Consider the following 22,359-nt stretch of genomic DNA (forward strand, 5'->3'; position numbering starts at 1 on the left):
TCGGCTACAGAGCATAACGACGGCCGACCACGCAAGAGACCAGATCATGACGAAGATCATCGCAGTTCTGCTTTGTGCCGCCTTGGCGGCGCCCACCATCGCCCTTGCGCGCGGTGGTCATTACGCTGGTGGCCACGGATCTTCTCACAAGGGCGGGAAATACAAGAACGCTCGCACAGGGGATCACTACGAGCGGCGCAAGTAACTTCCGGAGGGAGCACCTTCTTGAAGGGCCCTGCTGGATAAACAGGCACTCGCCAGTCCCCGCCCCGAGCGGGGCTTTTCACATCTAAAGGGCTGCGCGATGATGACGTGGTTGCGTGATCTGGAGCGTTCCATGCCTGCCATCAAACTGCGTATCCCCCGAGAAGACGTCCTCGAATTCAACGATGATCTGTCTGCTTAGTCGGCCGCCAGCGGCATCGATCCTCGATTGACGACACGGGCCCACGATCCTTCGGAAGCTGGACCTTCTTGAGCAGTTGAGTCTCGGCCAAAAAAATGACGACGTCACGTCGCTGCTCGCACAGGTGCCGCTCCGTTTGTACAAAAACGGGAACGACATCGTGCCGGACCTGCCGCTGAACTGGTATCACGCCGGCGCCATCCAGCAATTCGGGCGGCCGGTGTACCTAGAGGTACTCGAACCGGCTACAACTAGATAGTGATACCGCGATGCGTCGGATTCGCAAGAAGTTGCCTTGGAGTAGGCGCCTAGATCCTTTGAGGGCTCTCCGAGTAACCCAACAGAGTCTCCGCAGATTCACAAAGTATCAGATCAAGTGCAAAGAGATTTGCCAATTGGATCTTGGCGGGCAACCATTGATGAACTGCCTGGGGTCAGCGCATGCACTCACCTGTTGCGCATAGGGCTGACATGATTGGCCTGCCACGAATCAATCGGTTTACTAACGCGACTCACCCAAGGAGCACCCGCAGTCTCGTGAGACAGAGATTGCACCACTGATTAGATAATCCCCAAGCGCTGCCGACAGCCGTCGGGGTGCTGCCCCGACTAAGCTCAAACACCAGATTTGTCAACTTGGGCGGCGACTCAAAAATCTGAAAGCCAATTTGGGCATATAAAAAGAAACGGCGCGCTCAGACGGCGCGCCGCTGATCGTGGGGAAAAACTCACCCTCTGTACATAGGATGAGTGAAGTTGGTCGCATCAATACCGGTCATCGCTTTGCCCGTAGGGATAGATGCTTCGTTGCTGCGGCGCTACGTACGGTGGATAGGGGTACCCACTGCCTGGCATCGACGTTGACGCTCCCGGCAGATGCTGCGCCATTGTAGGAATGCCATATGGACGGACAGCCTGCGCGCTCTGCTGCGGCATCCTCCCATTCATCGGATGAGCATTGCCATGCGGCTCCACTCGGAATGCGGACGCGCCATACTGCTCCCGATCGACCTGGTCGTACCACTGCCGGTCAAGTTCGGCTTCCCTCATGCGCCGGATACGATTCAAGGCAGATTTCAATGCCGCCAACGAACCCCGGACGCCGTACGCTTGTGATAGCCCATGCGCGATCGCCTCCAACGGTACGCCGTTACGAATCGCATCCTCGATAACAACGTGATGTGCTCGTACACACGCGGCAAAGGAACGCATCTCTTTGCTGATTGCATGCAAGTATCCGGTGAATTTATCAGCGGTCGAACGAGCGTCTGCTTGGAATTGGGTGGTATCTGCCATGATTAGTTTTCGATCTCTCGGTAATTGTTTGAAAATTAAGTGATGCTTGTGCTTACTTGTGTTTGATTGCTTGAGGACGGCTTGCCAGCCAGGCGTCTACATCAGACTCCCGCCACCCCACAGAACTGTCACCAAGGCGAATCGGCCTCGGGAATTCGGCGTCGTAATACTTGCTTTCAGGATTCATCTTGTTATAGACGGTGCTTCGCGAGATTCCCGTCTTTTCCTTCAAGCGCTTGAGACGGAGGATGTTGATCTGCGTTGTTTCTTCGTTACCCATCGGCCACTCCTTTGTTTCAGTTGGATTCGATGAGTTGAGTTTAGAAAGCTGAACACCGCTTGGATACGCCACTTGCCGGCAAACTGCGTACGTTTGCCCGCAAAGGGGGTACTAAATTTGGGAATTTGCTGCCGACGAACCTGCATCGAACGATCTTGACCAGCAGCTCCGAGGCGAGAATCGATTCATCGGGAGCGACACGACCAGCCCGCCACAGGCAACGAGGGTCGCCGCCGCGCCGCCAATGGTACAGAGATGAGAATGCGTCGGAAGCTCGAGGCAGGCTCGGGGAGAACAGATCGCACAGCCCCAATCACGCGACACCTCAATGGAGATGGGGGAATGTACCGGCGGAGCTATCTTGGCGTGTTCGCCACTTCGCAAGTCGCCGACACATGCTGGATTGATTGCATCAAGCAGGTAGTCGAGATGCGGCTCGTCTCCACTACCAGTCTCGTGTGGTCACGCATTTCTTGTAGCTATTCGCCTCGGCGTTGATGACCTCAACCCGAAGCGAATCGCCATGGATACGTTGGAACTAACCTGCGGATATCGCTGAAAGTTGCCAAGTCCGAAGCCAGAGCTCCCCCCTTTCTCGGCACCTGACCGAAAAAGGAGGCAACCGGTCACTCTTTCACCTTTCCAGGAAAGAGCTCAGCAGAATCGGGCATGCCAGCCAGCCATTTGTCGAGAGTCTTTTCAAAGCCGCTCTCCTTCAGGCGCGGAGGATGCTCGATCGAATACTCCAAAACGAAGCCGCTTATCCTCTTAACAGCTTGCGAACGCGAGCGCCAACCGGATTCAGGCCTCATTTCCCTCGTCAGCTTGTATGCGTAATCACGAACCGGCTCATATGCCTTATCGCGCCCCGCAGCACCAGATTTTCCGTGATTGGCCCGTGCCTCGGTCGTCGCCTTCTCATGCGTCCTGGTAATCGTCCGCTCCCGCGCCTGGTCAATCCCCACCTGAGATATGGAAACGCCACACCAGAACCGTGCATCTGCCAAGTACGACCATGCCAGAGACGTATCCCCCTTCTTGAGCGCAACTCCCGCCCGGACCCAATACACACTTGAGACCACAATAGCGCCGTAGGGAGACTTCGCAATTTTGTCCCGACCTGCGGCCTTGTCACTCGCAGAGGCAAACTGCATCACGATATCGACCGGATCCTCAACAGTCCGGTCATCCCTCGACATCACGGGCATCATGATGCGGTCTGCGAAATCGTCCTCGGTTGCACCGGGCTTTTGGTAGATGTAGCAATTCATCAAACTATCGAGCGTGAGATCCAGGTACTTCTTGAGATCTAGCTCTTGGCGAATCGGGCGGTCCATATTTGTTGTTTATCCACTAGTTCACAAAAATTCAGTCCGAAGGGGACATGCCTGCTCCGAACCTAGCCTCCAAGGATACGAATTTTCATGAACTCGTGCATTGCCGTGCGCCACTTCGCAGCCGCACAAACGACCTATGCAGCACCGAAGCGCAGTACCTCAGCTCCAGCTTTTAGACTGTCGAGGTAGTCAGCCCAACGCTGCATCATATTTCGCCGCTCTCGCAAGAATGTCGTACGGTTGTATGCCCTACCCAGCGGATCTCTAACTGCATGCGCCAACTGCGCCTCGATAATCTCTGCCGGCACTCCAAGAACTTCGGCCAAGATCGTACGTGCCATGGCTCGAAACCCATGCCCGGTCATTACTTCTCGGTCGTAGCCCAAACGACGAAGCGCAGCATTGACCGTGTTGTCCGACATGGGGCGATCTTTGGTGCGAACGCTAGGAAACACAAACCGGTCGCTACCAGTGAGTGGACGCAGCTCACGCAAAACTTCTACAGCCTGGGTTGGCAACGGGACGATGTGCGCACCACCTGATGCCTTGCCCAACTTGGTACGCTTCATCCTTTCTGCCGGTATTTCCCAGGTCCCCTCTTCCAGATCAAACTCTGCCCACTCAGCGGCTCGTAGTTCTCCAGGGCGCTGAAAGAGCAATGGCGCAAGCCGCAACGCGCACGACACTGGCAGTGTTCCAGCATAGCCATCAATGGCGCGCAACAACTCACCAACCTGGGTTGGATCCGTGATTGCCGCGTAATGCTGAACTTGATTCGGCGGTAATGCGCCACGCAAATCGGCCGTGATATCACGAGCGACACGGCCCGTCGCGACTCCATATCGAATCACTTGACCGATGATTCCGCGCAACCGGTGCGCCGTTTCCAGAGCCCCGCGCTTCTCCACACGGAGTAATACGTCCAGCACTTCAGGAGGCGTCAACCCGGCAATGGAACGCGCACCCATCCAAGGAAAAACGTCAGCCTCCAGGCGCGCGAGATTGCGCGTAGCATGGCTCTCCGACCATGAGGGCGAGTATTTCGCGTACCACTCCCGAGCGATAGCCTCGAACGTATTCTCAGCCCCGAGCCGAGCCACGCGTTTTTCGGCTTTTCGAGTCTCTCCCGGATCAGTTCCTGCTCCCAGCAACATTCGAGCCTTGTCGCGTCGCTCACGCGCCTCTTTCAGACTGACCTCTGGGTACACGCCTAAGGAAATGCGTTTTTCCTTGCCGGAGAAGCGGTACTTCAACCGCCACCACTTGCCGCCACTCGGGGCAACTTCAAGGTAGAGCCCGCCGCCGTCGAACAAGCGGATCGGTTTTTCAGCAGGTTTTGCGTTACGGATAGCGGTATCGGTTAAAGGCATCGAACAGGTCCGGGGGCAACAAGCAACAGGGAAAGTACACTTGCCCCCAATACTGCCCCCACTTGCCCCTGGCTGTCCATGGAATCCCTTGAACGCCTCAGGAAATAAAAAACCCGCGAAGCCTTGCGGCATCGCGGGTTTCGAGATTTCCTTGGATAACCTTGGAAGCGAATTTGGTGGGCCCGGCGGGGTTCGAACCCGCGACCAATCGATTATGAGTCGACTGCTCTAACCGCTGAGCTACAAGCCCTGATGAGAATCGAAGCGTGTCACACGCTGCCCCGACAAAGAAGCCGGGCCGGCATTGTAACAACAAAGGAGACAAACGCCACCGGCATCACGCGGATGTCGGTGGCGTTCGCAGGAGAGACGCTGGAAATCAGTTCCCTTCGAGGAACGACTTCAGCTTGTCGGAACGGCTCGGGTGACGCAGCTTGCGCAGCGCCTTGGCCTCGATCTGACGGATCCGCTCGCGCGTGACGTCGAACTGCTTGCCGACTTCCTCGAGCGTGTGATCGGTGCTCATCTCGATACCGAAACGCATCCGCAGCACCTTCGCCTCGCGCGGCGTCAGCGAATCGAGCACGTCCTTCACGACGTCGCGCATGCTCGCATGCAGCGCGGCATCCGCCGGCGCGACCGTGTTGGTGTCCTCGATGAAGTCGCCGAGATGGGAATCGTCGTCGTCACCGATCGGCGTTTCCATCGAGATCGGCTCCTTCGCGATCTTCATGATCTTGCGGATCTTGTCTTCCGGCATCTCCATCTTCTCGGCGAGCGTTGCCGGATCCGGCTCGAGACCGGTTTCCTGCAGGATCTGCCGCGAGATGCGGTTCATCTTGTTGATCGTCTCGATCATGTGAACCGGAATACGGATCGTGCGCGCCTGGTCCGCGATCGAGCGCGTGATGGCCTGGCGGATCCACCACGTCGCATAGGTCGAGAACTTGTAGCCGCGACGGTATTCGAACTTGTCCACCGCCTTCATCAGGCCGATGTTGCCTTCCTGGATCAGGTCGAGGAACTGCAGGCCGCGGTTCGTGTACTTCTTCGCGATCGAGATCACGAGACGCAGGTTGGCCTCGGTCATTTCGCGCTTCGCCTGGCGCGCCTTCAGTTCACCGGCCGCCATCTGGCGGTTGGTTTCCTTCAGGTCCTTCAGCGGCAGCACGACGCGCGCCTGCAGGTCGAGCAGGCGCTGCTGCTGTTCGCGGATCGCCGGAACGTTACGCGACAGCACCGCGCCGTACGTATGGCCTTCGGCCATGATCTTCTCGGACCAGTCGAGATCGGTTTCACTGCCCGGGAAGCGCGCGATGAATTCCGAGCGCGGCATGCCGCACTTGTCGACGACGATGTGCAGGATCTGACGTTCGACCTGACGCACTTCGTCCACCTGCGCACGCAGCGTGTCGCACAGGCGTTCGACGGTACGCGCGGTGAAGCGGATCGTCATCAGTTCGGTCTGGATCGTTTCCTGCGCCTTCAGGTAGGCCTTCGACTTGTAGCCTTCCTTTTCGAACGCGCGGCGCATCTTGTCGAACCACTCGCTGATCTGCGAGAACTTGTCGAGCGAGGCACGCTTGAGGGCTTCGAGCTGGGCGGCGTTGGCCGATGCCTGTGCGGCACCGTCATCTTCCTCCTCTTCCTCTTCTTCCTCTTCCTCTTCGGCTTCCTCGTCCTCGTTCTCGATGGCTTCCGCTTCCTTCGCGGAGAAGCCGTCGGTATCGGCGGAGTCCGAAGCATTCGGATCGAGCAGGCCGTCGACGAGTTCGTCGACGCGGATCTCTTCGTTCGCGACGCGTTCGGCCATCGCGAGGATGTCGGCGATCGTCGTCGGGCACGCGGAGATGGCCATCACCATGTGGCGCAGGCCGTCCTCGATCCGCTTCGCGATCTCGATTTCGCCTTCGCGCGTGAGCAGTTCGACCGTGCCCATTTCGCGCATGTACATCCGGACCGGATCGGTCGTGCGGCCGAATTCCGAATCGACGGTGGACAGCGCGACTTCCGCTTCCTCTTCGACTTCATCGTCCGACGACGCGGCGGGCGCGTTGTCGTTCAGGAGCAGCGTTTCCGCGTCCGGCGCCTGCTCGTAGACCGCCACGCCCATGTCGTTGAACGTGCCGATGATGCCTTCGAGGGCTTCGGTCTCGGTGAAGTTGTCCGGCAGGTGGTCGTTGATTTCGGCGTACGTGAGGAAGCCGCGCTCCTTGCCGAGCTTGATCAGCGCGCGCAGCTTCACGCGGCGCTCTTCGAGCTCCTCGGCCGTGCCGGGCGTGCTCGTCGCGAACGCTTCCTTCAGCAGCGCCTTTTCCTTGGCGCGACGATCGCGCACCTTGGATTTGCCCGGTGCAGCCGCGGCTGCGGGCTGCTCGTCGCTCTGATTTGCGTCGTCAACGACGGATACTTCGTTCAGCTTTTTGGTCATGGAGTTCGCCGTACCGGCTATATCGACTCGCGGCTGCTGGACGACAGCCGGTTGAACCGTGGGTGCATGAGTAGTACGTACTGCCGTTTCGTCCGCGGCGGCAGTCGTGTCCCTTGCGCTTTTCGCACTTGCCCGCTTCGCCGCCGGCTTGGCCGGCCCGGAGTCGGGTCTGGCGGCAGCCCGTGTTCTGGCTGCCGGCGCCGGCGCAGCCTGAGCAGTGCCGGCCGCGGTTTTCTTTCCTGCAGGGGCTGACGTGGCTGAAGACGTTGTCCTGGTGGAAGAAGCAGACTTGGCCGCTGTGACCTTCTTGGTCGGCTCCGTCGAGCCCTTGCCTGCTGCTTTCTTTCCGCCTGTCGTCTTTGCCATCGCGATTCTCGCCTCTGCTTAGAAAACAAACCGCTGGAAACCTTATATTATAGCACGCTGGGGAACCCTCTCTAAGCTCCCCGGCCGCCTACAGCCCGAGCCGACGCTTCATGTCGGTTCGCTGCTGGTTCAATTCCGTCAATTCGGCCAATTCCTCGGGTGTGAAGGTGGATTGCCGCGCCAGCCTGTCAAGCCGGTCGCAGCAGGCGTCGTAACGCATCTTGAGCACCGCCGCCTGCAGTTCCTCCCCCGCGATCCGTTCCTGTTCACGCTGCCGCTCGGGCACCGTCTCGTCTTCCGGATTCTGTAACAGCAAATCGCGGACGTTTTCATCATAGTCCAGAATTTCGCGGAAGATTTCCTCGTAAGTCGCCCCGTTCGAGGACGTCCGCAGGACATCCGACAGCAGCCGGAACTCCGCGCCGTCGCCCAGCGCGCGCGCATGATCGACGACTTCCGCGAACAACTCGCCGATGCGCGGCAACGCGCGCAGGGTCGCAAGCTGCTCATCGTCGAGCTGCGACGCGATGCGCGGATGCATCACCAGCGTGCGCAGCGCACGCTTTTCGCTGTCCGTCACACGGCGCCGCTCGCTGCGCGGGGGCGCCTGGCGCGGCGGAGCCGCGATCCGCGTATCGACGTCGGACAGCCCCGCAACCTCTTCGAACGGGATATCGAGGCGGTCGGCGAACATGTGCATGATCTGCGCACGCAACGCGTTCGCGGGCAGCGCCTGCAACATCGGCTTCGCATCAAACAACGCCTTCGCGCGGCCTTCCGGCTGATCGAGCGCCTTGCCGGCAATTGCTTCGTTCAGCAGAAATTGTGACAGCGGCATCGCGCGCTCGACCTGTTCGGAGAACGCATCCGCGCCAAATTCGCGCACGTAGCTGTCCGGATCGTGCTCGGTCGGCAGAAAGAGGAACCGGATCGTGCGGTTGTCGCCGGCATGCGGCAGGCATGCCTCGAGCGCGCGCCGGGCCGCCCGCCGCCCGGCCGAATCGCCGTCGAAACTGAAAATGACCGTATCGGTCTGGCGCAGCAGTTTCTGCACGTGAATCGGCGTGCACGCGGTGCCGAGCGTCGCCACCGCGTTCGGGAACCCGAGCTGCGCGAGTGCGACGACGTCCATGTAGCCTTCGACGACCAGCACGTACTTGCGCTCGCGAATCGCGAGCCGCGCCTCGAACAAGCCGTACAGCTCGCTCCCCTTGTTGAACAGCGGGGTTTCGGGCGAGTTCAGGTACTTCGGCTCGCCGCTGCCGAGCACGCGGCCGCCGAAGCCGATCACCTGCCCCTTCACGTTGCGGATCGGGAACATGATCCGCTCGCGGAACCGGTCGTAGCGGCGTGCGACGCCCTGCGCATCGGTCTTCTCGCTGACGATCACGAGCCCCGACTCGACGAGCGACTCGTCGCGATAGTCCGGGAACGCGGCTTCGAGGTTCTGCCAACCGTCCGGCGCATAGCCAAGCCCGAAGCGTGCGGCGATCTCGCCGGTCAGGCCCCGGTTCTTCAGGTACTGGATCGCGACGGTCGCGCCGCGCAACTGCTTGCGGTAGTAGTCGCACGCGGCGGTCATCGCATCGGACAGCGCGGTCGCAACCGATTTCGACACCGGCGCCGGATAGTCACCGCCACCGCCCCCACCACCGCCACGCATCGACGGCTCGTGCGGCACGGTCAGACCGACGGACTGCGCGAGCTCCTGCACGGCCTCCGGGAACGTGAGCCCCGCGTGTTCCATCAGAAAGCCGATCGCCGTGCCGTGCGCGCCGCAACCGAAGCAGTGATAGAACTGCTTGGTCGGACTGACCGTAAACGACGGGCTTTTCTCGTTATGGAACGGGCACAGCCCCATGAAGTTGGCGCCGCCCTTCTTGAGCTGCACGTACCGGCCCACCACGTCGACGATATCGACGCGGTTCAGCAAGTCCTGCAGGAACGAATGCGGAATCACCGTGGGATCGAGCGAAAAAAAGACAATACGACACCCCGGCGCACGCACTGCGCGCACCGGGGAAACGGGTGTTACTTCGAGAGCGCGGCCTTGACCAGCGCCGAAATGGCCGTCATGTCGGCACGGCCGGCGAGCTTGCCCTTCAGGACGCCCATCACCTTGCCCATGTCTTGCGGGCCGGCGGCACCCGTCTGCGCGACCGCAGCCTGGACTTCTGCGGCCACCTCGGCCTCCGACAGCTGCTCGGGCATGTAGCCGCCCAGCACGACCAGTTCGGCCTGCTCCTTCGCAACGAGGTCGTCACGGCCGGCTGCCTGGAACTGGCTGATCGAATCCTTGCGCTGCTTGATCATCTTGTCGATCACGGCCGTGATGCCTGCGTCGTCGAGGGTGATCCGATCGTCGACTTCGCGCTGCTTGATTGCGGCCATCAGCAGGCGAATCGTTGCCAGGCGCTCGCTTTCCTTCGCGCGCATCGCGGCCTTCATGTCTTCGCTGATCTGCTCTTTCAAACTCATCTTTCACCCGGGAAGGAAACGTGAATCCGACGCCCACCCAAAGGGCGTCAACACAAAAACCCGCTTGGGACAATGTCTCAAGCGGGTTGCTCGAATCCGGCATCGGCGGCTCGCCTGATCGGTCGCACGATCACGCTCGATCTTCCGCGATCGCACGGAGTCGCCGGTGCGCCGCTCAGCGAACCGTGCGGCGCCCAATCGTTCAGTACAGCTTCTTCGGCAGCGTCTGGCTGCGAATCCGCTTGTAATGACGCTTCACTGCAGCGGCCTTCTTGCGCTTGCGCTCCGCGGTCGGCTTCTCGAAAAACTCGCGCGCGCGAAGTTCGGTCAGCAGACCATTCTTCTCGATCGTGCGCTTGAAGCGACGCATTGCAACTTCGAACGGCTCGTTCTCTTTAACGCGAATGATCGTCATGATCCGACACGAATAAAGGTTTGCAGGGAAAGACTACCGAGTATAGCAGAGCGATTGCCTAAAGGCACGGGGCCTGGTCCCGCCAAAACGGCGTCGGCCCGGCATGTCAGGCGCCGCGCGAATACTCGGCAGCGGCTTGCCCGGCCGCCGTTCCGGACGCCCATGCCCACTGGAAGTTGTAGCCGCCGAGCCAGCCCGTCACGTCCACCGCCTCGCCAACGAAAAACAGGCCCGGCACGCGCGCGCTCATCATCGTCGCCGACGACAGGTCGCGCGTATCGACCCCGCCCTTCGTCACTTCGGCCTTCTTGTAGCCCTCGGTGCCGTTCGGCGTCAGCGTCCAGCCGGACAGCGCGTCGCCGACCTGGCGCAGCGTCTTGTCGGGCAGGTCCGCGAGCCGCGCGTCGGCCGCGACGCGATGCGTGTCGAGCCACGCATGCGCGAGGCGCGACGGCACCCAGTCGGCGAGCAGCGAACCGATCTGGCGCTTCGACGTGCGCTTCGCGTCGAGCAGGTCGGCCACCGTATCGCGCTGCGGCAACAGATCGACGCGGATCGGGTCGCCGGGCTGCCAGTAACTCGAGATCTGCAGGATCCCGGGCCCGGACAGTCCGCGATGGGTCAGCAGCAGATCCTCGACGAATTCGCCGCCGCGCTTCTTGTCGCCGGTCGAGACGCGCACTTCGAGCGATACGCCGGACAACGCCGCGAACGGCTCCCAGTCCTGCTGGGCGAACGTCAACGGCACGAGCGCCGGCCGCGTGTCGATCAGCTTGTGGCCGAACTGCTTCGCGAGCCGGTAGCCGAAGTCGGTCGCGCCGATTTTCGGGATCGACAGGCCGCCGGTCGCGATGACCAGTGCACGCGCACCGATCGTCCCGGCCTGCTGCGTGTCGAGCGTGAAGCCGTCGGCCGGCGCGTGGCGCACCGCGTCGACGACGACAGGCCTGCGCCATGCGACGCCGCCCGCGTCGCACTCGTGCTTCAGCACGTCGATGACCGCGTCGCTGCCGTGGTCGCAAAAAAGCTGACCCTTGTGCTTTTCGTGCCAGGTCACATGATGGCGCTTGAGCAGCCCGAGGAAGTCGCGCGGCGTATAGCGCGCCAGCGCCGAGCGCGCGAAATGCGGATTCGCCGACAGATAGTTGTCGGGGCCGGCGTACAGGTTCGTGAAGTTGCAGCGGCCGCCGCCCGAGATGCGGATCTTCTCGGCGAGCCGCGGTGCGTGGTCGATCAGCACGACGCGGCGGCCGAGCTGCCCGGCAACCGCGGCGCTCATCATCCCGGCGGCGCCCGCGCCGATCACGGCGATGTCAAAAGTTTCCATGGCGCGGATTGTACCTGCCCGGCATCGGGCCCGGGCCGCCGCCAGCGGCGGCGGGCCCTCGCCTGCTATACTTTCTGGTTACGTTGACCTTCCTGCGGCGCGCTCGATACGGCGCGCCCTGCCCGCACCCATGCTCGTTCTCGGCATCGAAAGCTCCTGTGACGAAACCGGCCTCGCGCTCTACGACACGCAGCGCGGCCTGCTCGCGCACGCGCTCCACTCGCAGATCGCGATGCACCGCGAGTACGGCGGCGTCGTGCCCGAACTCGCGTCGCGCGACCACATCCGACGCGCGCTACCGCTGCTCGAGGAAGTGATGGCGCAAAGCGGCACGCGCCGCGACGACATCGACGCGATCGCGTTCACCCAGGGCCCCGGCCTCGCCGGCGCGCTGCTGGTCGGTGCGAGCATCGCGAATGCGCTCGCGCTCGCATGGAACAAGCCGACCGTCGGCATCCATCACCTCGAAGGCCACCTGCTGTCGCCGCTGCTCGTCGACCAGCCGCCGCCGTTCCCGTTCGTCGCACTGCTGGTATCCGGCGGCCACACACAACTGATGCGCGTGACCGACGTCGGCGTGTACGAGACGCTCGGCGAAACGCTCGACGACGCGGCCGGCGAAGCGTTCGACAAGACGGCCAAGCTGATCGGCCTCGGCTACCCGGGCGGCCCGGAAGTATCGAAGCTCGCCGAAACCGGCACGCCGGGCGCGGTCGTGCTGCCGCGCCCGATGCTGCATTCGGGCGATCTCGACTTCAGCTTCAGCGGCCTGAAGACGGCCGTGCTCACGCAGATGAAGAAGTTCGAGGCGGCGAAGCTGGAGGGCGCTGCGCTCGACCGCGCGAAGGCCGACCTCGCGCGCGGCTTCGTCGACGCGGCCGTCGACGTGCTCGTCGCAAAGTCGCTCGCCGCGCTGAAGAAGACGAAGCTCAAGCGCCTCGTGGTCGCGGGGGGCGTGGGCGCGAACCGCCAGTTGCGCGAAGCGCTATCGGCCGCCGCGGCCAAGCGCGGCTTCGACGTGCACTACCCCGATCTCGCGCTCTGCACCGACAACGGCGCGATGATCGCGCTCGCAGGCGCGCTGCGGCTCGGCCGCTGGCCCGAGCAGGCGAATGCCGACTACGCATTCACGGTGAAGCCGCGCTGGGATCTCGCGTCGCTCGCACGCTGAACCGCGCAACCCACGAAAAAAAGCCGCTCAGTGAGCGGCCTTTCTCATTCGCGCGACAAAACGACGCAGCGTTATGCGGCCTGCCGCTTGTCGCGTTCGATCAGTGCATACGCGCTGTGATTGTGGATCGACTCGAAGTTCTCGGCTTCGAGCACGTACGCCACCACGCGCTCGTCCGCGTCGAGACGCTGCGCGACGTCGCGCACGAGATCCTCGACGAACTTCGGGTTCTCGTACGCACGTTCGGTGACGAACTTCTCGTCGGGACGCTTCAACAAGCCCCACAGCTCGCACGACGCCTCTTCCTCCGCGATGCGGATCAGCGCCTCGACCGGCAGGTCGGCCGCGAGCTCCGCGTCGATCGTCACGTGCGAGCGCTGGTTGTGCGCGCCGTACTGCGAGATCTTCTTCGAGCACGGGCACAGGCTCGTCACCGGCACGAGCACCTTCAGGAACAGGCGCGTGTCGCCGTTGCGGCTTTCGCCCGCGAGCGTCACTTCATAGTCGAGCAGGCTCTGCACGCCTGATACCGGTGCCGTCTTGTTCACGAAGTACGGGAACGTGACCTCGATGCGGCCCGCCTCGGCTTCCAGCTTCTCGAGCATCGACGCGAGCATCGCGCGGAAACGCTCGACCGTCAGCGGCGCGCGGTTCTCTTCGAGCAGCGCGACGAAGCGCGACATGTGCGTGCCCTTCTGGTCGGCCGGCAGGCGGACGTCGAGGTTCCAGACACCGACGGTCGGCTGCACGTCGCCGCTCTCGGTACACACCGTCAACGGATGCCGGACCGCCTTCACGCCCACGCGCTGAATCGGAATCTGGCGGGTATCCACCGTGCTCTGCACGTCGGGCATCACGAAGGCGGGATTCATCTGGTTCATCTTGTTCAATCCTTGTAAGCCGCGCGTTCGACGACGCGCACGCCGCGTCATGCGGCAGCCGGAAAAGCAACATGGGCCCGCAGGCCCATGTTTTCCGCATCAATGAAGACCGGTTGCGCCAGTCGCACCGGCACCGCCCGCAGGCGGCACCAGCTTATGCGACGCGCTTCGCCTGACCGGCGACATCGGCCGCCGGATTCAGAAAGCGTTCGCGAATCGATTTCGCGATACCCGCTCCGTCGAGGCCGCATTGCGACAGCAGCTTCGCGGGGTCGCCGTGATCGATGAACAGGTCAGGGAGGCCCAATTGTAGTACGGGTCGGATAACCCCACTCTCCATCAGGGCTTCCACGCAGGCCGAGCCCGCGCCGCCCATCACGCAGCCTTCCTCGACCGTGACGAGGTAGTCGTGCGTCTCGGCGAGTTCGCGCACGAGCGCCGCGTCGACCGGCTTCACGAAGCGCATGTTCGCGACGGTTGCATCGAGTTCTTCTGCCGCGGCGAGCGACGGCGCGACCATCGTGCCGAACGCGAGGATCGCGACGCGCTTGCCTTCCGGCTGCGACGTCTGGCGACGCACTTCACCCTTGCCGAGCGGGATCTCGGTGAATTCCTTCACCGTCGCCACGCCCGTGCCCGCGCCGCGCGGATAGCGCACCGCAGTCGGGTTCGGCTGCTGCAGCGCAGTGTGCAGCATCTGGCGGCACTCGTTCTCGTCGGAGGCAGCCATGATCGTCATGTTCGGGATGCAGCGCATGAACGCGAGATCGTACGCGCCCGCGTGCGTCGCGCCGTCCGCGCCGACGAGGCCCGCGCGGTCGATCGCGAACACGACCGGCAGGTTCTGCAGCGCGACGTCGTGGATCAGTTGATCGTAAGCACGTTGCAGGAACGTCGAGTAGATCGCGACGACCGGCTTGAGGCCTTCGGTTGCCATGCCGCCTGCGAACGTCACCGCGTGCTGCTCGGCGATGCCGACGTCGTAGTAGCGATCCTTGAAGCGCTTCTCGAACTCGACCATGCCCGAGCCTTCTCGCATCGCGGGCGTGATGCCGACGACGCGCGAGTCGCGCTCGGCTTCATCGCACAGCCACTCGCCGAACACCTGCGTGTACGTCTTCTTCGCGGGCGCGGTCGACGGCTTGATGCCTTCGGCCGGATTGAACTTGCCGGGGCCGTGATAGAGCACGGGATCGGCTTCGGCGAGCTTGTAGCCCTGGCCTTTCTTCGTCACCACGTGCAGGAATTGCGGGCCGCGCAGTTCGCGGATGTTCTGCAGCGTCGGGATCAGCGAATCGAGATCGTGACCGTCGATCGGGCCGATGTAGTTGAAGCCGAACTCTTCGAACAGCGTGGCCGGCACGACCATGCCCTTCGCGTGTTCCTCGAGCTTGCGCGCGAGTTCGAGCACCGGCGGCGCCACGCTCAGCACGCGCTCGACGCCCGCGCGCGCGGCCGCGTAGAAGCGGCCCGACATCAGGCGTGCGAGATGGCGATTCAGCGCGCCGACCGGCGGCGAGATCGACATGTCGTTGTCGTTCAGGATCACGAGCACCTTCGCGTCTTCCGACACGCCCGCGTTGTTCATCGCCTCGAACGCCATGCCGGCCGTCATCGCACCGTCGCCGATCACGGCGATCGAGAAGCGGTCGTCACCGTTCAGCTGGCTGCCGATCGCCATGCCGAGCGCGGCAGAGATCGACGTGCTCGAGTGCGCGGTGCCGAACGTGTCGTATTCCGACTCCGAACGGCGCGGGAAACCCGAGATGCCGTCCTGCTGACGCAGCGAATGCATCTGGTCGCGACGGCCCGTCAGGATCTTGTGCGGGTAGGTCTGGTGGCCCACGTCCCAGACGATGCGATCGTTCGGCGTGTTGAACACGTAGTGCAACGCGATCGTCAGCTCGACCGTCCCGAGGTTGGACGACAAATGGCCGCCCGTCTTCGACACGCTGTCGAGCACGAACGCGCGCAGTTCATCCGCGAGCGGTTGGAGTTGGCGACGATCGAGGCGGCGCAAATCCGCCGGGTCGTCGATGGTTTTCAGCAAGTCGTACATCGTCGTTCCATTGTAGGAAATCAAACGCGCCCGCATTCTGTTGCACGCACCGTAGCATGTGCGCGGCGGCGGGCTTTCGCGTCAGCTGACCCGGTTCACTACCAGGTCGGCAAGTTCGGCGAGACGCTGAGCGCGTGCGCCGAACGGTTTCAGCGCGTCGTGGGCTTCGGCACGCAGTTGTGCTGCGAGCTCGCGCGACGCCTCGAGGCCGAGGATCGATACATAGGTCGGCTTGTCGTTCGCCGCATCCTTGCCGGCCGTCTTGCCGAGCGTCGCCGAATCGGTCGTGACGTCGAGAATGTCGTCGACGACCTGGAAGGCCAGACCCACTGCCCCCGCGTACACGTCGAGTGCAGCCATCGTTTCCGCCGACGGCGTCTCGCCGGCCAGCGCGCCCATCCGCACGGCCGCGCGCAGCAGTGCGCCCGTCTTCATCCGGTGCATCGTCTCGAGCTGCTCGCGCGTCAGCTTGAGGCCGACGCTCGCCAGGTCGATTGCCTGCCCGCCGGCCATGCCGATCGAGCCGCTCGCCAGCGCCAGTTCGCGCACGAGCGCGGCCTGCTGCACCGGCGACAGCGCAGCGGCATCGGTCAGCGCCACGAACGCCTGCGATTGCAGCGCGTCGCCGACCAGCAGTGCCGTCGGCTCATCGTACTGCACGTGCACGGTCGGCTTGCCGCGACGCAGCGCGTCGTCGTCCATGCACGGCATGTCGTCGTGCACGAGCGAGTAGACGTGGATCATCTCCAGTGCTGCTGCCGCCGCATTGCGCGCCGCTTCCGTCGCGCCGGTCAGTTCGCCTGCTGCATGGCACAGCAGCGGGCGAACGCGTTTGCCGCCGCCGAGGACCGCATAGCGCATCGCCTCGTGGAGTTTCACCGGCACCGCGGTTTCAGCGGGCAGATAGTGGCCGAGTGCGTCCTCGACGCGGTCAAGCACGGACCGCATCCATTGTTCGAATGTCATAGATCGTCGTCTTCGCCGTCCGTGGCGGCCGTTCCGGACGAAAGCGGCTTCAGCGTCGCGCCATCGAGCACGCGAACCTGCTGTTCCACTTTCTCAAGCTGCTGTTGGCAAAACGCAACGAGGGTCGCACCGCGGCGGTATGCCGTCAGTGAATCCTCGAGGCTCAACGCGCCGCCTTCCATCCGGGCAACCAGCGTCTCGAGTTCCGCGAGCGCCATCTCGTAATTGTCCGGCAACGGTTCGGTGCCATTACCGGGCGGCGTGGCGCCAGGGGATGCGGTTTTCGCCATGGACGAGGGTGTCAAATTTCAAAACAAGTCGGACATTCTACGGCAAAAGAGAATTCTCCGATCTGCCGACTTGGACGCCCGAGCGCATATTCGGGCCCCATCTCTGACCCGCAGTATGCACCTCCCGATTGTCGCTCGACAAAAAATTGACACAAATCAGGCACTTAATCCTAGCCTTGCGAGGCGAACCGGGTATAATTCCCCGTTTCCCTAAATCGATTTTTCGATGGTTGGGTTGTTCACTGCTTTCACGCTAACACCGGGAGTGGGAATGTCCAATCTGAGCGATGCGCTTCAGTTGAAGTCGGCTCACAGCCAACTTCCAGTCACTGCATATTTCGATGAGGCGCTACTCGAGCGCGAGATCGAAACCCTCTTCAAGAAAGGACCTCGTTACGTCGGGCACGAGTTGATGGTGCCCGAGGCGGGGGATTATTTTGCGCTGCCGTCCGAGAAGGAAGGCCGCGTGCTGGTCCGCAACCAGGCGAACCAGATCGAACTGCTGTCGAACGTCTGCCGTCACCGCCAGGCGATCATGCTCAACGGGCGCGGCCACACGCAGAACATCGTGTGCCCGCTGCACCGCTGGACGTACGATCTGGAAGGCGAACTGCTCGGCGCGCCGCACTTCCCCGACAAGCCGTGCCTGAACCTCGGCAAGAGCCCGCTGCAGAACTGGCAGGGGCTGCTGTTCGAGGCCGAAGGCCGCAATGTCGCGCGCGATCTCGCCCATCTCGGCACGAAGCATCACTTCGACTTCTCGGAGTATCACTTCGATCACGTCGAAGTGCACGAGTGCGATTACAACTGGAAGACATTCATCGAGGTCTACCTCGAGGATTACCACGTCGTCCCGTTCCACCCGGGCCTCGGCAGCTTCGTGTCGTGCGACGACCTCAAATGGGAGTTCGGCGACTGGTACAGCGTGCAGACAGTCGGCGTGCACAACGCACTCGCGAAACCGGGCAGCGCGACTTACCAGAAATGGCACGAGCAGGTGCTCAAGTTCCGCAACGGCGTGCCGCCGGAGTTCGGCGCGATCTGGATGGTCTACTACCCAGGCCTGATGATCGAGTGGTATCCGCACGTGCTCGTCGTGTCGTGGCTGATCCCGCGCGGCCCGCAGAAGACGACCAACATCGTCGAGTTCTATTACCCCGAGGAAATCGCGCTGTTCGAACGCGAATTCGTCGAGGCGGAACGCGCCGCCTATATGGAAACGGCCGTCGAGGACGACGAGATCGCCATGCGGATGGACGCAGGCCGCCGTGCGCTGATGGCACGCGGCGAGTCGCAGGTCGGCCCGTACCAGAGCCCGATGGAAGACGGCATGCAGCACTTCCACGAGTTCCTGCGCCGCCACCTCGGCGACATCTGACAGCCGGTGCGGCGCTTTGACGCTGCACGGCATCCGGCAGACGAAAAGACGGGCTTCGGCCCGTCTTTTTTTGTTTAGACTTGGAATGTCAGGCCATTCGCACTCCAGGGAGCCGTCATGCCACACACCCACTACACCACGCTCATTTCCGCCGCCAATCTCGCCGAGCGCCTGGCGGCGGCGCCCGGCAGCGTCGCGCTGTTCGACTGCCGCTTCGATCTCGTCGATCCCGCCGCCGGAGAAGCCGCGTTTGCAGCCGGCCATATTCCCGGCGCACAGTACCTCCATCTCGACCGCGACCTGTCGGGCCGCAAGACGGGCACCAACGGCCGCCATCCACTGCCGACCCGCGACGCACTCGCCACGCTGCTCGCGAGCCGCGGCCTCAAGCAGGGCCAGCAGGTCGTCGCGTACGACGCGCAAGGCGGTGCCTATGCGGCGCGCCTGTGGTGGCTGCTGCGCTGGCTCGGCCACGATTCGGTCGCCGTGCTCGACGGCGGCCTGCAGGCCTGGGAAGCAGCCGGCCAGCCGGTGGCAACCGACGTGCCGAAACCGGCCGCCGGCGATTTCCGCGCGGCTGCGCCGCTCGAATCGACGGTCGACGCGGCAGCCGTGCTCGCCAACGTGAGCACACCCACGCGCGTCGTGATCGATGCGCGCGCACCCGACCGCTACCGCGGTGAAAACGAAACGATCGATCGTGTGGGCGGCCACATCCCCGGTGCACGCAACCGCTTCTTCAAGGACAACCTCGCCGCAGACGGCCGCTTCAAGACCGGCCACGAACTGCGCGAAGCGTTTTCCGCGGTGCTGGCGGGCACCGAACCGAACCGCGTGATCCTGCAATGCGGCTCCGGCGTCACCGCATGCCACAACGCGCTTGCACTGGAGATTGCGGGCCTGCACGGCGCATCGCTGTACCCGGGCTCGTGGAGCGAATGGAGCGCCGATCCGTCGCGGCCGATCGCAACCGGCCCGACACCGTAAGCTCGGCCCCACCGAAGCGGCGGCATGTGCCGCCGCTTGCCGTTTACATCACGCCGTACTTGCGGAGCCACGCGATCGCGCGCTTCCAGCTCTCCTCCGCATCGGCCTTCACATAGCTCGGCCGGTAATCGGCAAAGAACGCGTGACCGGCATCCGGATACACGACGATCTCCGATTCGCGCGCGAGCTTCGAATCGCTCGCCTGGATCGCCTTGCGCATGTCGGCGAGCGACGCCTGCGTGATGTTCGCATCCTTCTCGCCGTAAAGCCCGAGCACGGGCACCTTCAGCAACGATGCATGATCGACCGGGTTGAACGGCGTCATCTCGTCGGTCTTGCCCTCGACGAACCCGTACCATGCAACGGCCGCACGCACGTGCGGGTTGTGCTCGGCATACAGCCAGCTCTGACGGCCGCCCCAGCAGAACCCGACCACGCCGAGACGCGACAGATCGCCGCCGTTCTTGCCGGCCCACGCGACGGTCGCATCGAGATCCTCGGTAACCTGCCGGTCCGGCACCTTGCTGACGATGTGCTCGGACAGATCCTTGATCGTCGGATACTTCGCCGCATTGCCCTGCCGTACGAACAGGTCGGGCGCGATGGCGAGATAACCGAGCTTCGCGAAGCGGCGACAGACATCGGCGATGTGCGCGTGCACGCCGAAGATCTCGTGAATCACGATGACGACCGGCAGGTTCGTCTTGTCCTTCGGCTGCGCGCGATACGCAGGCACGCTCGAGTCTCCCGAGCGGATCTCGACGGTGTCGACGTCCAGCCCTTCGCTGTCGGTCGTGACCGTTTGCGCCGACACGGGCAGCACCGCCGCCGCGAAGGCACCGCCCAGCGCGGCCTGCATGAACTTGCGGCGCGAGAACGGAACGTGGGGAACCAGGCTGTCGACTTCGGGTTTCAACATGAATGCACTCCTCGATTGGGCGCCGCCGTCACGATCGCGGATACGGCATGACGGGGCATCGCGCCGGCGCGCGGCGCGGATGTCACGGCGGTTGGCACCCCGCCGCAAACGGAAACCCGGACAAGATGCCCAATAATCCGTTGTCACGTCAACTGTCAGATATGTAAGACTCAATTACGACGCGTTGCTTCGACAAGTCGATCGTCGCGCAAAAAACCGCAGGCGGCCCGTCGAATCGCGATGCAACCAGCCGCATGCCGATCGCCGTCGCGCGATCGGATGCTTGCGAATTGAAACGAAAACCGGCGGTCGATGTTGCCCGTCACACACGGGCACGGCAGCCCGGCTGCCCGAAAAAAAAACGGGCAGAGACGACGCACGACGTGCGCACTCCCCGCCCGCTTCCCACGTGAGCGCGCGCTCAGTGCAACTTGACGCGCGGCAGCGTCGTGCGCCGCAGCCAGTGCGCGACGGTATCCAGCATCATGCGCGGATAGCCGTGCAGTGCGGCGATGTGCATCCGGTACAGCGACATGTACATGAAGCGCGCGAACAGCCCTTCGATCAGCATGTTGCCGCCGATCAGCCCGCCCATCAGGTTGCCGACCGCGCTGAAATGGCCGAGCGATACGAGCGAGCCCAGGTCACGATATGTGAATTCGGGCAGCGGGCGCCCGTCGAGCCGACAGCCGATTGCCTTCAGCAGGAAGTTCGCCTGCTGGTGCGCGGCCTGCGCGCGCGGCGGCACGTTGCGCTCGTTGCCGGGCCATGCGCATGCCGCACAATCGCCGAGCGCGAACACGTTGTCGTCGGTAAAGGTCTGCAGCGTGCGGCGCACGTCAAGCTGGCCGAGCTTGTTGACCTGGAGACCATCGAGATTGGCAAGCACGGACGGTGCCTTGATGCCTGCGGCCCAGACCGTCAGGTCGGCACGCACCGACTTGCCGCTCGCCGTATGGACGGCCCCGGGCGCCACCTCGGTCACGCGCTCGGCAAGCATCAGCCGCACGCCGATCTTTTCGAGCAGTTCGGCCGTCGCCGACGACACGCGCTCCGGCAACGCCGGGAGGATCCGCGGCCCCGATTCGATCAACACGATGCCGACGTCGTGCCGCGGGTCGAGCTTGTGCAGCCCGTAGGCCGACAACACCTGCGCGGTGTTGCGCAACTCGGCGGACAACTCGACACCCGTCGCGCCGCCGCCGACGATCACCACCTGGATGCGCGGCTCGGCCGCTTCGCCCGGCGCAGCCGGCGCCGGCACCTGGTGCTCGGCGCGCATGCACGCGGCAATCAGCCGCTTGCGGAAGCGCTCGGCCTCCCCGACCGTATCGAGCGCGATCGCATTTTCCGATGCGCCCTGCACGCCGAAGAAGTGGGTTGTACTGCCGATCGCGATCACGAGCGTGTCGTATTCCAGCTCGCGCGCCGGCAGAAGTTCCTCGCCGTCGCTGTCGTTGACCGGCGAGAGCGTGATGCGCTTCGCCGCGCGGTCGAGCCCGGTCAGCCCGCCCTGCTGGAACTCGAAGCCATGCCAGCGGGCCTGCGCCGCATATTCGAGCTCCTGCGTGAACGGGTCCATGCTGCCGGCCGCGACCTCGTGCAGCAGCGGTTTCCAGATGTGGGTCGGATTGCGGTCGACGAGCGTGACAAGCGCACGCGCGGAGCGATTGCCGCGCGCGCCGTAACGATCGCCGAGCCGCGTCGCCAGTTCAAGGCCGCCCGCGCCCCCGCCTACGATGATGATCCGATGCATCTGTTCCCCCTTTGCGATTCGAAACTGCTGCCGCCTGACAGTGCGAACGCGATGCATTCGCGCAATCCAGTGGATTAACCGGTTCGGACATCATCGTTGTGCAGTTCGAAGCACTTCGATGCGCCCACCCCGGAACGCGGGGCGCGCTGCCCCCGTGTCAATGACATGCATTGTCCGGGAGCTTGCGCGTTGACCACAAGCAAACCATCTCGATATTCAGCATCCCTGCAACAATATGCCGCAGGA

General features: G+C 63.2%; 19 protein-coding genes and 1 tRNA gene. 4 read left to right on the plus strand and 16 right to left on the minus strand.

What is annotated here, in order from left to right; genetic code table 11:
- Nucleotides 1–46 precede the first annotated feature (46 nt).
- Nucleotides 47–205 (plus strand): hypothetical protein, encoded by a 159-nt coding sequence (locus HAV18_RS06715; RefSeq protein ID WP_166953950.1) that lies wholly within the window; start codon nucleotides 47–49, stop codon nucleotides 203–205.
- 966 nt (nucleotides 206–1,171) lie between these two features.
- Here the strand turns inward: HAV18_RS06715 and HAV18_RS06720 are convergent.
- The 10 genes from HAV18_RS06720 to HAV18_RS06765 form a co-directional block, all read right to left on the minus strand.
- Nucleotides 1,172–1,702 (minus strand): hypothetical protein, encoded by a 531-nt coding sequence (locus HAV18_RS06720; RefSeq protein ID WP_166953952.1) that lies wholly within the window; start codon nucleotides 1,700–1,702, stop codon nucleotides 1,172–1,174.
- Between the two features lie 52 nt (nucleotides 1,703–1,754).
- The gene (locus HAV18_RS06725; protein WP_166953954.1) at nucleotides 1,755–1,982 is read right to left on the minus strand and encodes an AlpA family transcriptional regulator; all 228 of its coding nucleotides are present in this window, start codon (nucleotides 1,980–1,982) and stop codon (nucleotides 1,755–1,757) included.
- Nucleotides 1,983–2,608: 626 nt separating this feature from the next.
- Nucleotides 2,609–3,319, minus strand: a complete 711-nt coding sequence (locus HAV18_RS06730) for a hypothetical protein (protein ID WP_166953956.1) — start codon at nucleotides 3,317–3,319, stop codon at nucleotides 2,609–2,611.
- 134 nt (nucleotides 3,320–3,453) lie between these two features.
- Nucleotides 3,454–4,689 (minus strand): phage integrase central domain-containing protein, encoded by a 1,236-nt coding sequence (locus HAV18_RS06735; RefSeq protein WP_166953957.1) that lies wholly within the window; start codon nucleotides 4,687–4,689, stop codon nucleotides 3,454–3,456.
- A 174-nt stretch (nucleotides 4,690–4,863) separates the two neighbouring features.
- Nucleotides 4,864–4,939: transfer RNA gene (locus HAV18_RS06740), tRNA-Ile, on the minus strand.
- Nucleotides 4,940–5,068: 129 nt separating this feature from the next.
- Nucleotides 5,069–7,486 carry an RNA polymerase sigma factor RpoD gene (gene rpoD, locus HAV18_RS06745; protein WP_166953958.1) on the minus strand — a complete coding sequence of 806 codons (2,418 nt, stop codon included), beginning with the start codon at nucleotides 7,484–7,486 and terminating at the stop codon, nucleotides 5,069–5,071.
- 88 nt (nucleotides 7,487–7,574) lie between these two features.
- On the minus strand, nucleotides 7,575–9,446 hold the full coding sequence (gene dnaG, locus HAV18_RS06750; RefSeq protein ID WP_166953959.1) for a DNA primase: 1,872 nt from the start codon (nucleotides 9,444–9,446) through the stop codon (nucleotides 7,575–7,577).
- 71 nt (nucleotides 9,447–9,517) lie between these two features.
- The gene (locus HAV18_RS06755; RefSeq protein WP_166953960.1) at nucleotides 9,518–9,964 is read right to left on the minus strand and encodes a GatB/YqeY domain-containing protein; all 447 of its coding nucleotides are present in this window, start codon (nucleotides 9,962–9,964) and stop codon (nucleotides 9,518–9,520) included.
- A 202-nt stretch (nucleotides 9,965–10,166) separates the two neighbouring features.
- Nucleotides 10,167–10,379, minus strand: coding sequence for a 30S ribosomal protein S21 (gene rpsU, locus HAV18_RS06760; RefSeq protein WP_006751743.1), 213 nt, complete (start codon nucleotides 10,377–10,379; stop codon nucleotides 10,167–10,169).
- 106 nt (nucleotides 10,380–10,485) lie between these two features.
- Entirely contained in the window at nucleotides 10,486–11,706 is a 1,221-nt protein-coding gene (locus tag HAV18_RS06765) for an NAD(P)/FAD-dependent oxidoreductase (RefSeq protein WP_166953961.1), read from the minus strand.
- 130 nt (nucleotides 11,707–11,836) lie between these two features.
- Here HAV18_RS06765 and tsaD point away from each other — a divergent pair, with 130 nt between their 5' ends.
- Complete coding sequence (gene tsaD / locus HAV18_RS06770; RefSeq protein ID WP_166953962.1) at nucleotides 11,837–12,877, plus strand: tRNA (adenosine(37)-N6)-threonylcarbamoyltransferase complex transferase subunit TsaD; 1,041 nt, start codon at nucleotides 11,837–11,839, stop codon at nucleotides 12,875–12,877.
- Nucleotides 12,878–12,948: 71 nt separating this feature from the next.
- On the opposite strand, the gene folE2 is transcribed toward tsaD, so the two are convergent.
- From folE2 to HAV18_RS06790, 4 genes are all read right to left on the minus strand, one after another.
- Nucleotides 12,949–13,758 (minus strand): GTP cyclohydrolase FolE2, encoded by an 810-nt coding sequence (gene folE2 / locus HAV18_RS06775; protein ID WP_006486446.1) that lies wholly within the window; start codon nucleotides 13,756–13,758, stop codon nucleotides 12,949–12,951.
- Nucleotides 13,759–13,912: 154 nt separating this feature from the next.
- A complete protein-coding gene (dxs, locus tag HAV18_RS06780) occupies nucleotides 13,913–15,817 on the minus strand; it encodes a 1-deoxy-D-xylulose-5-phosphate synthase (protein WP_166953963.1) in 1,905 nt (634 codons plus the stop codon).
- Nucleotides 15,818–15,898: 81 nt separating this feature from the next.
- The gene (locus tag HAV18_RS06785) at nucleotides 15,899–16,783 is read right to left on the minus strand and encodes a polyprenyl synthetase family protein (protein WP_042975833.1); all 885 of its coding nucleotides are present in this window, start codon (nucleotides 16,781–16,783) and stop codon (nucleotides 15,899–15,901) included.
- Nucleotides 16,780–17,073, minus strand: a complete 294-nt coding sequence (locus HAV18_RS06790; RefSeq protein WP_011355806.1) for an exodeoxyribonuclease VII small subunit — start codon at nucleotides 17,071–17,073, stop codon at nucleotides 16,780–16,782. Before HAV18_RS06790 ends, HAV18_RS06785 begins: the two co-directional genes overlap by 4 nt.
- A 271-nt stretch (nucleotides 17,074–17,344) precedes the next feature.
- Here HAV18_RS06790 and HAV18_RS06795 point away from each other — a divergent pair, with 271 nt between their 5' ends.
- Complete coding sequence (locus HAV18_RS06795; protein ID WP_166953965.1) at nucleotides 17,345–18,451, plus strand: aromatic ring-hydroxylating dioxygenase subunit alpha; 1,107 nt, start codon at nucleotides 17,345–17,347, stop codon at nucleotides 18,449–18,451.
- A gap of 117 nt (nucleotides 18,452–18,568) precedes the next feature.
- Entirely contained in the window at nucleotides 18,569–19,438 is an 870-nt protein-coding gene (locus HAV18_RS06800; protein WP_166953967.1) for a sulfurtransferase, read from the plus strand.
- Nucleotides 19,439–19,481: 43 nt separating this feature from the next.
- Here HAV18_RS06800 and HAV18_RS06805 read toward each other — a convergent pair whose 3' ends face one another.
- Both HAV18_RS06805 and HAV18_RS06810 read right to left on the minus strand, forming a co-directional pair.
- Nucleotides 19,482–20,357: a dienelactone hydrolase family protein gene (locus HAV18_RS06805; RefSeq protein ID WP_166953969.1), complete on the minus strand. Its 876-nt coding sequence runs from the start codon at nucleotides 20,355–20,357 to the stop codon at nucleotides 19,482–19,484.
- A 421-nt stretch (nucleotides 20,358–20,778) separates the two neighbouring features.
- Nucleotides 20,779–22,113 carry an NAD(P)/FAD-dependent oxidoreductase gene (locus HAV18_RS06810; RefSeq protein ID WP_166953971.1) on the minus strand — a complete coding sequence of 445 codons (1,335 nt, stop codon included), beginning with the start codon at nucleotides 22,111–22,113 and terminating at the stop codon, nucleotides 20,779–20,781.
- Between the last annotated feature and the right edge of the window lie 246 nt (nucleotides 22,114–22,359).

The sequence above is a fragment of the Burkholderia sp. D-99 genome (genome assembly GCF_011605345.1).
GTDB lineage: Bacteria > Pseudomonadota > Gammaproteobacteria > Burkholderiales > Burkholderiaceae > Burkholderia.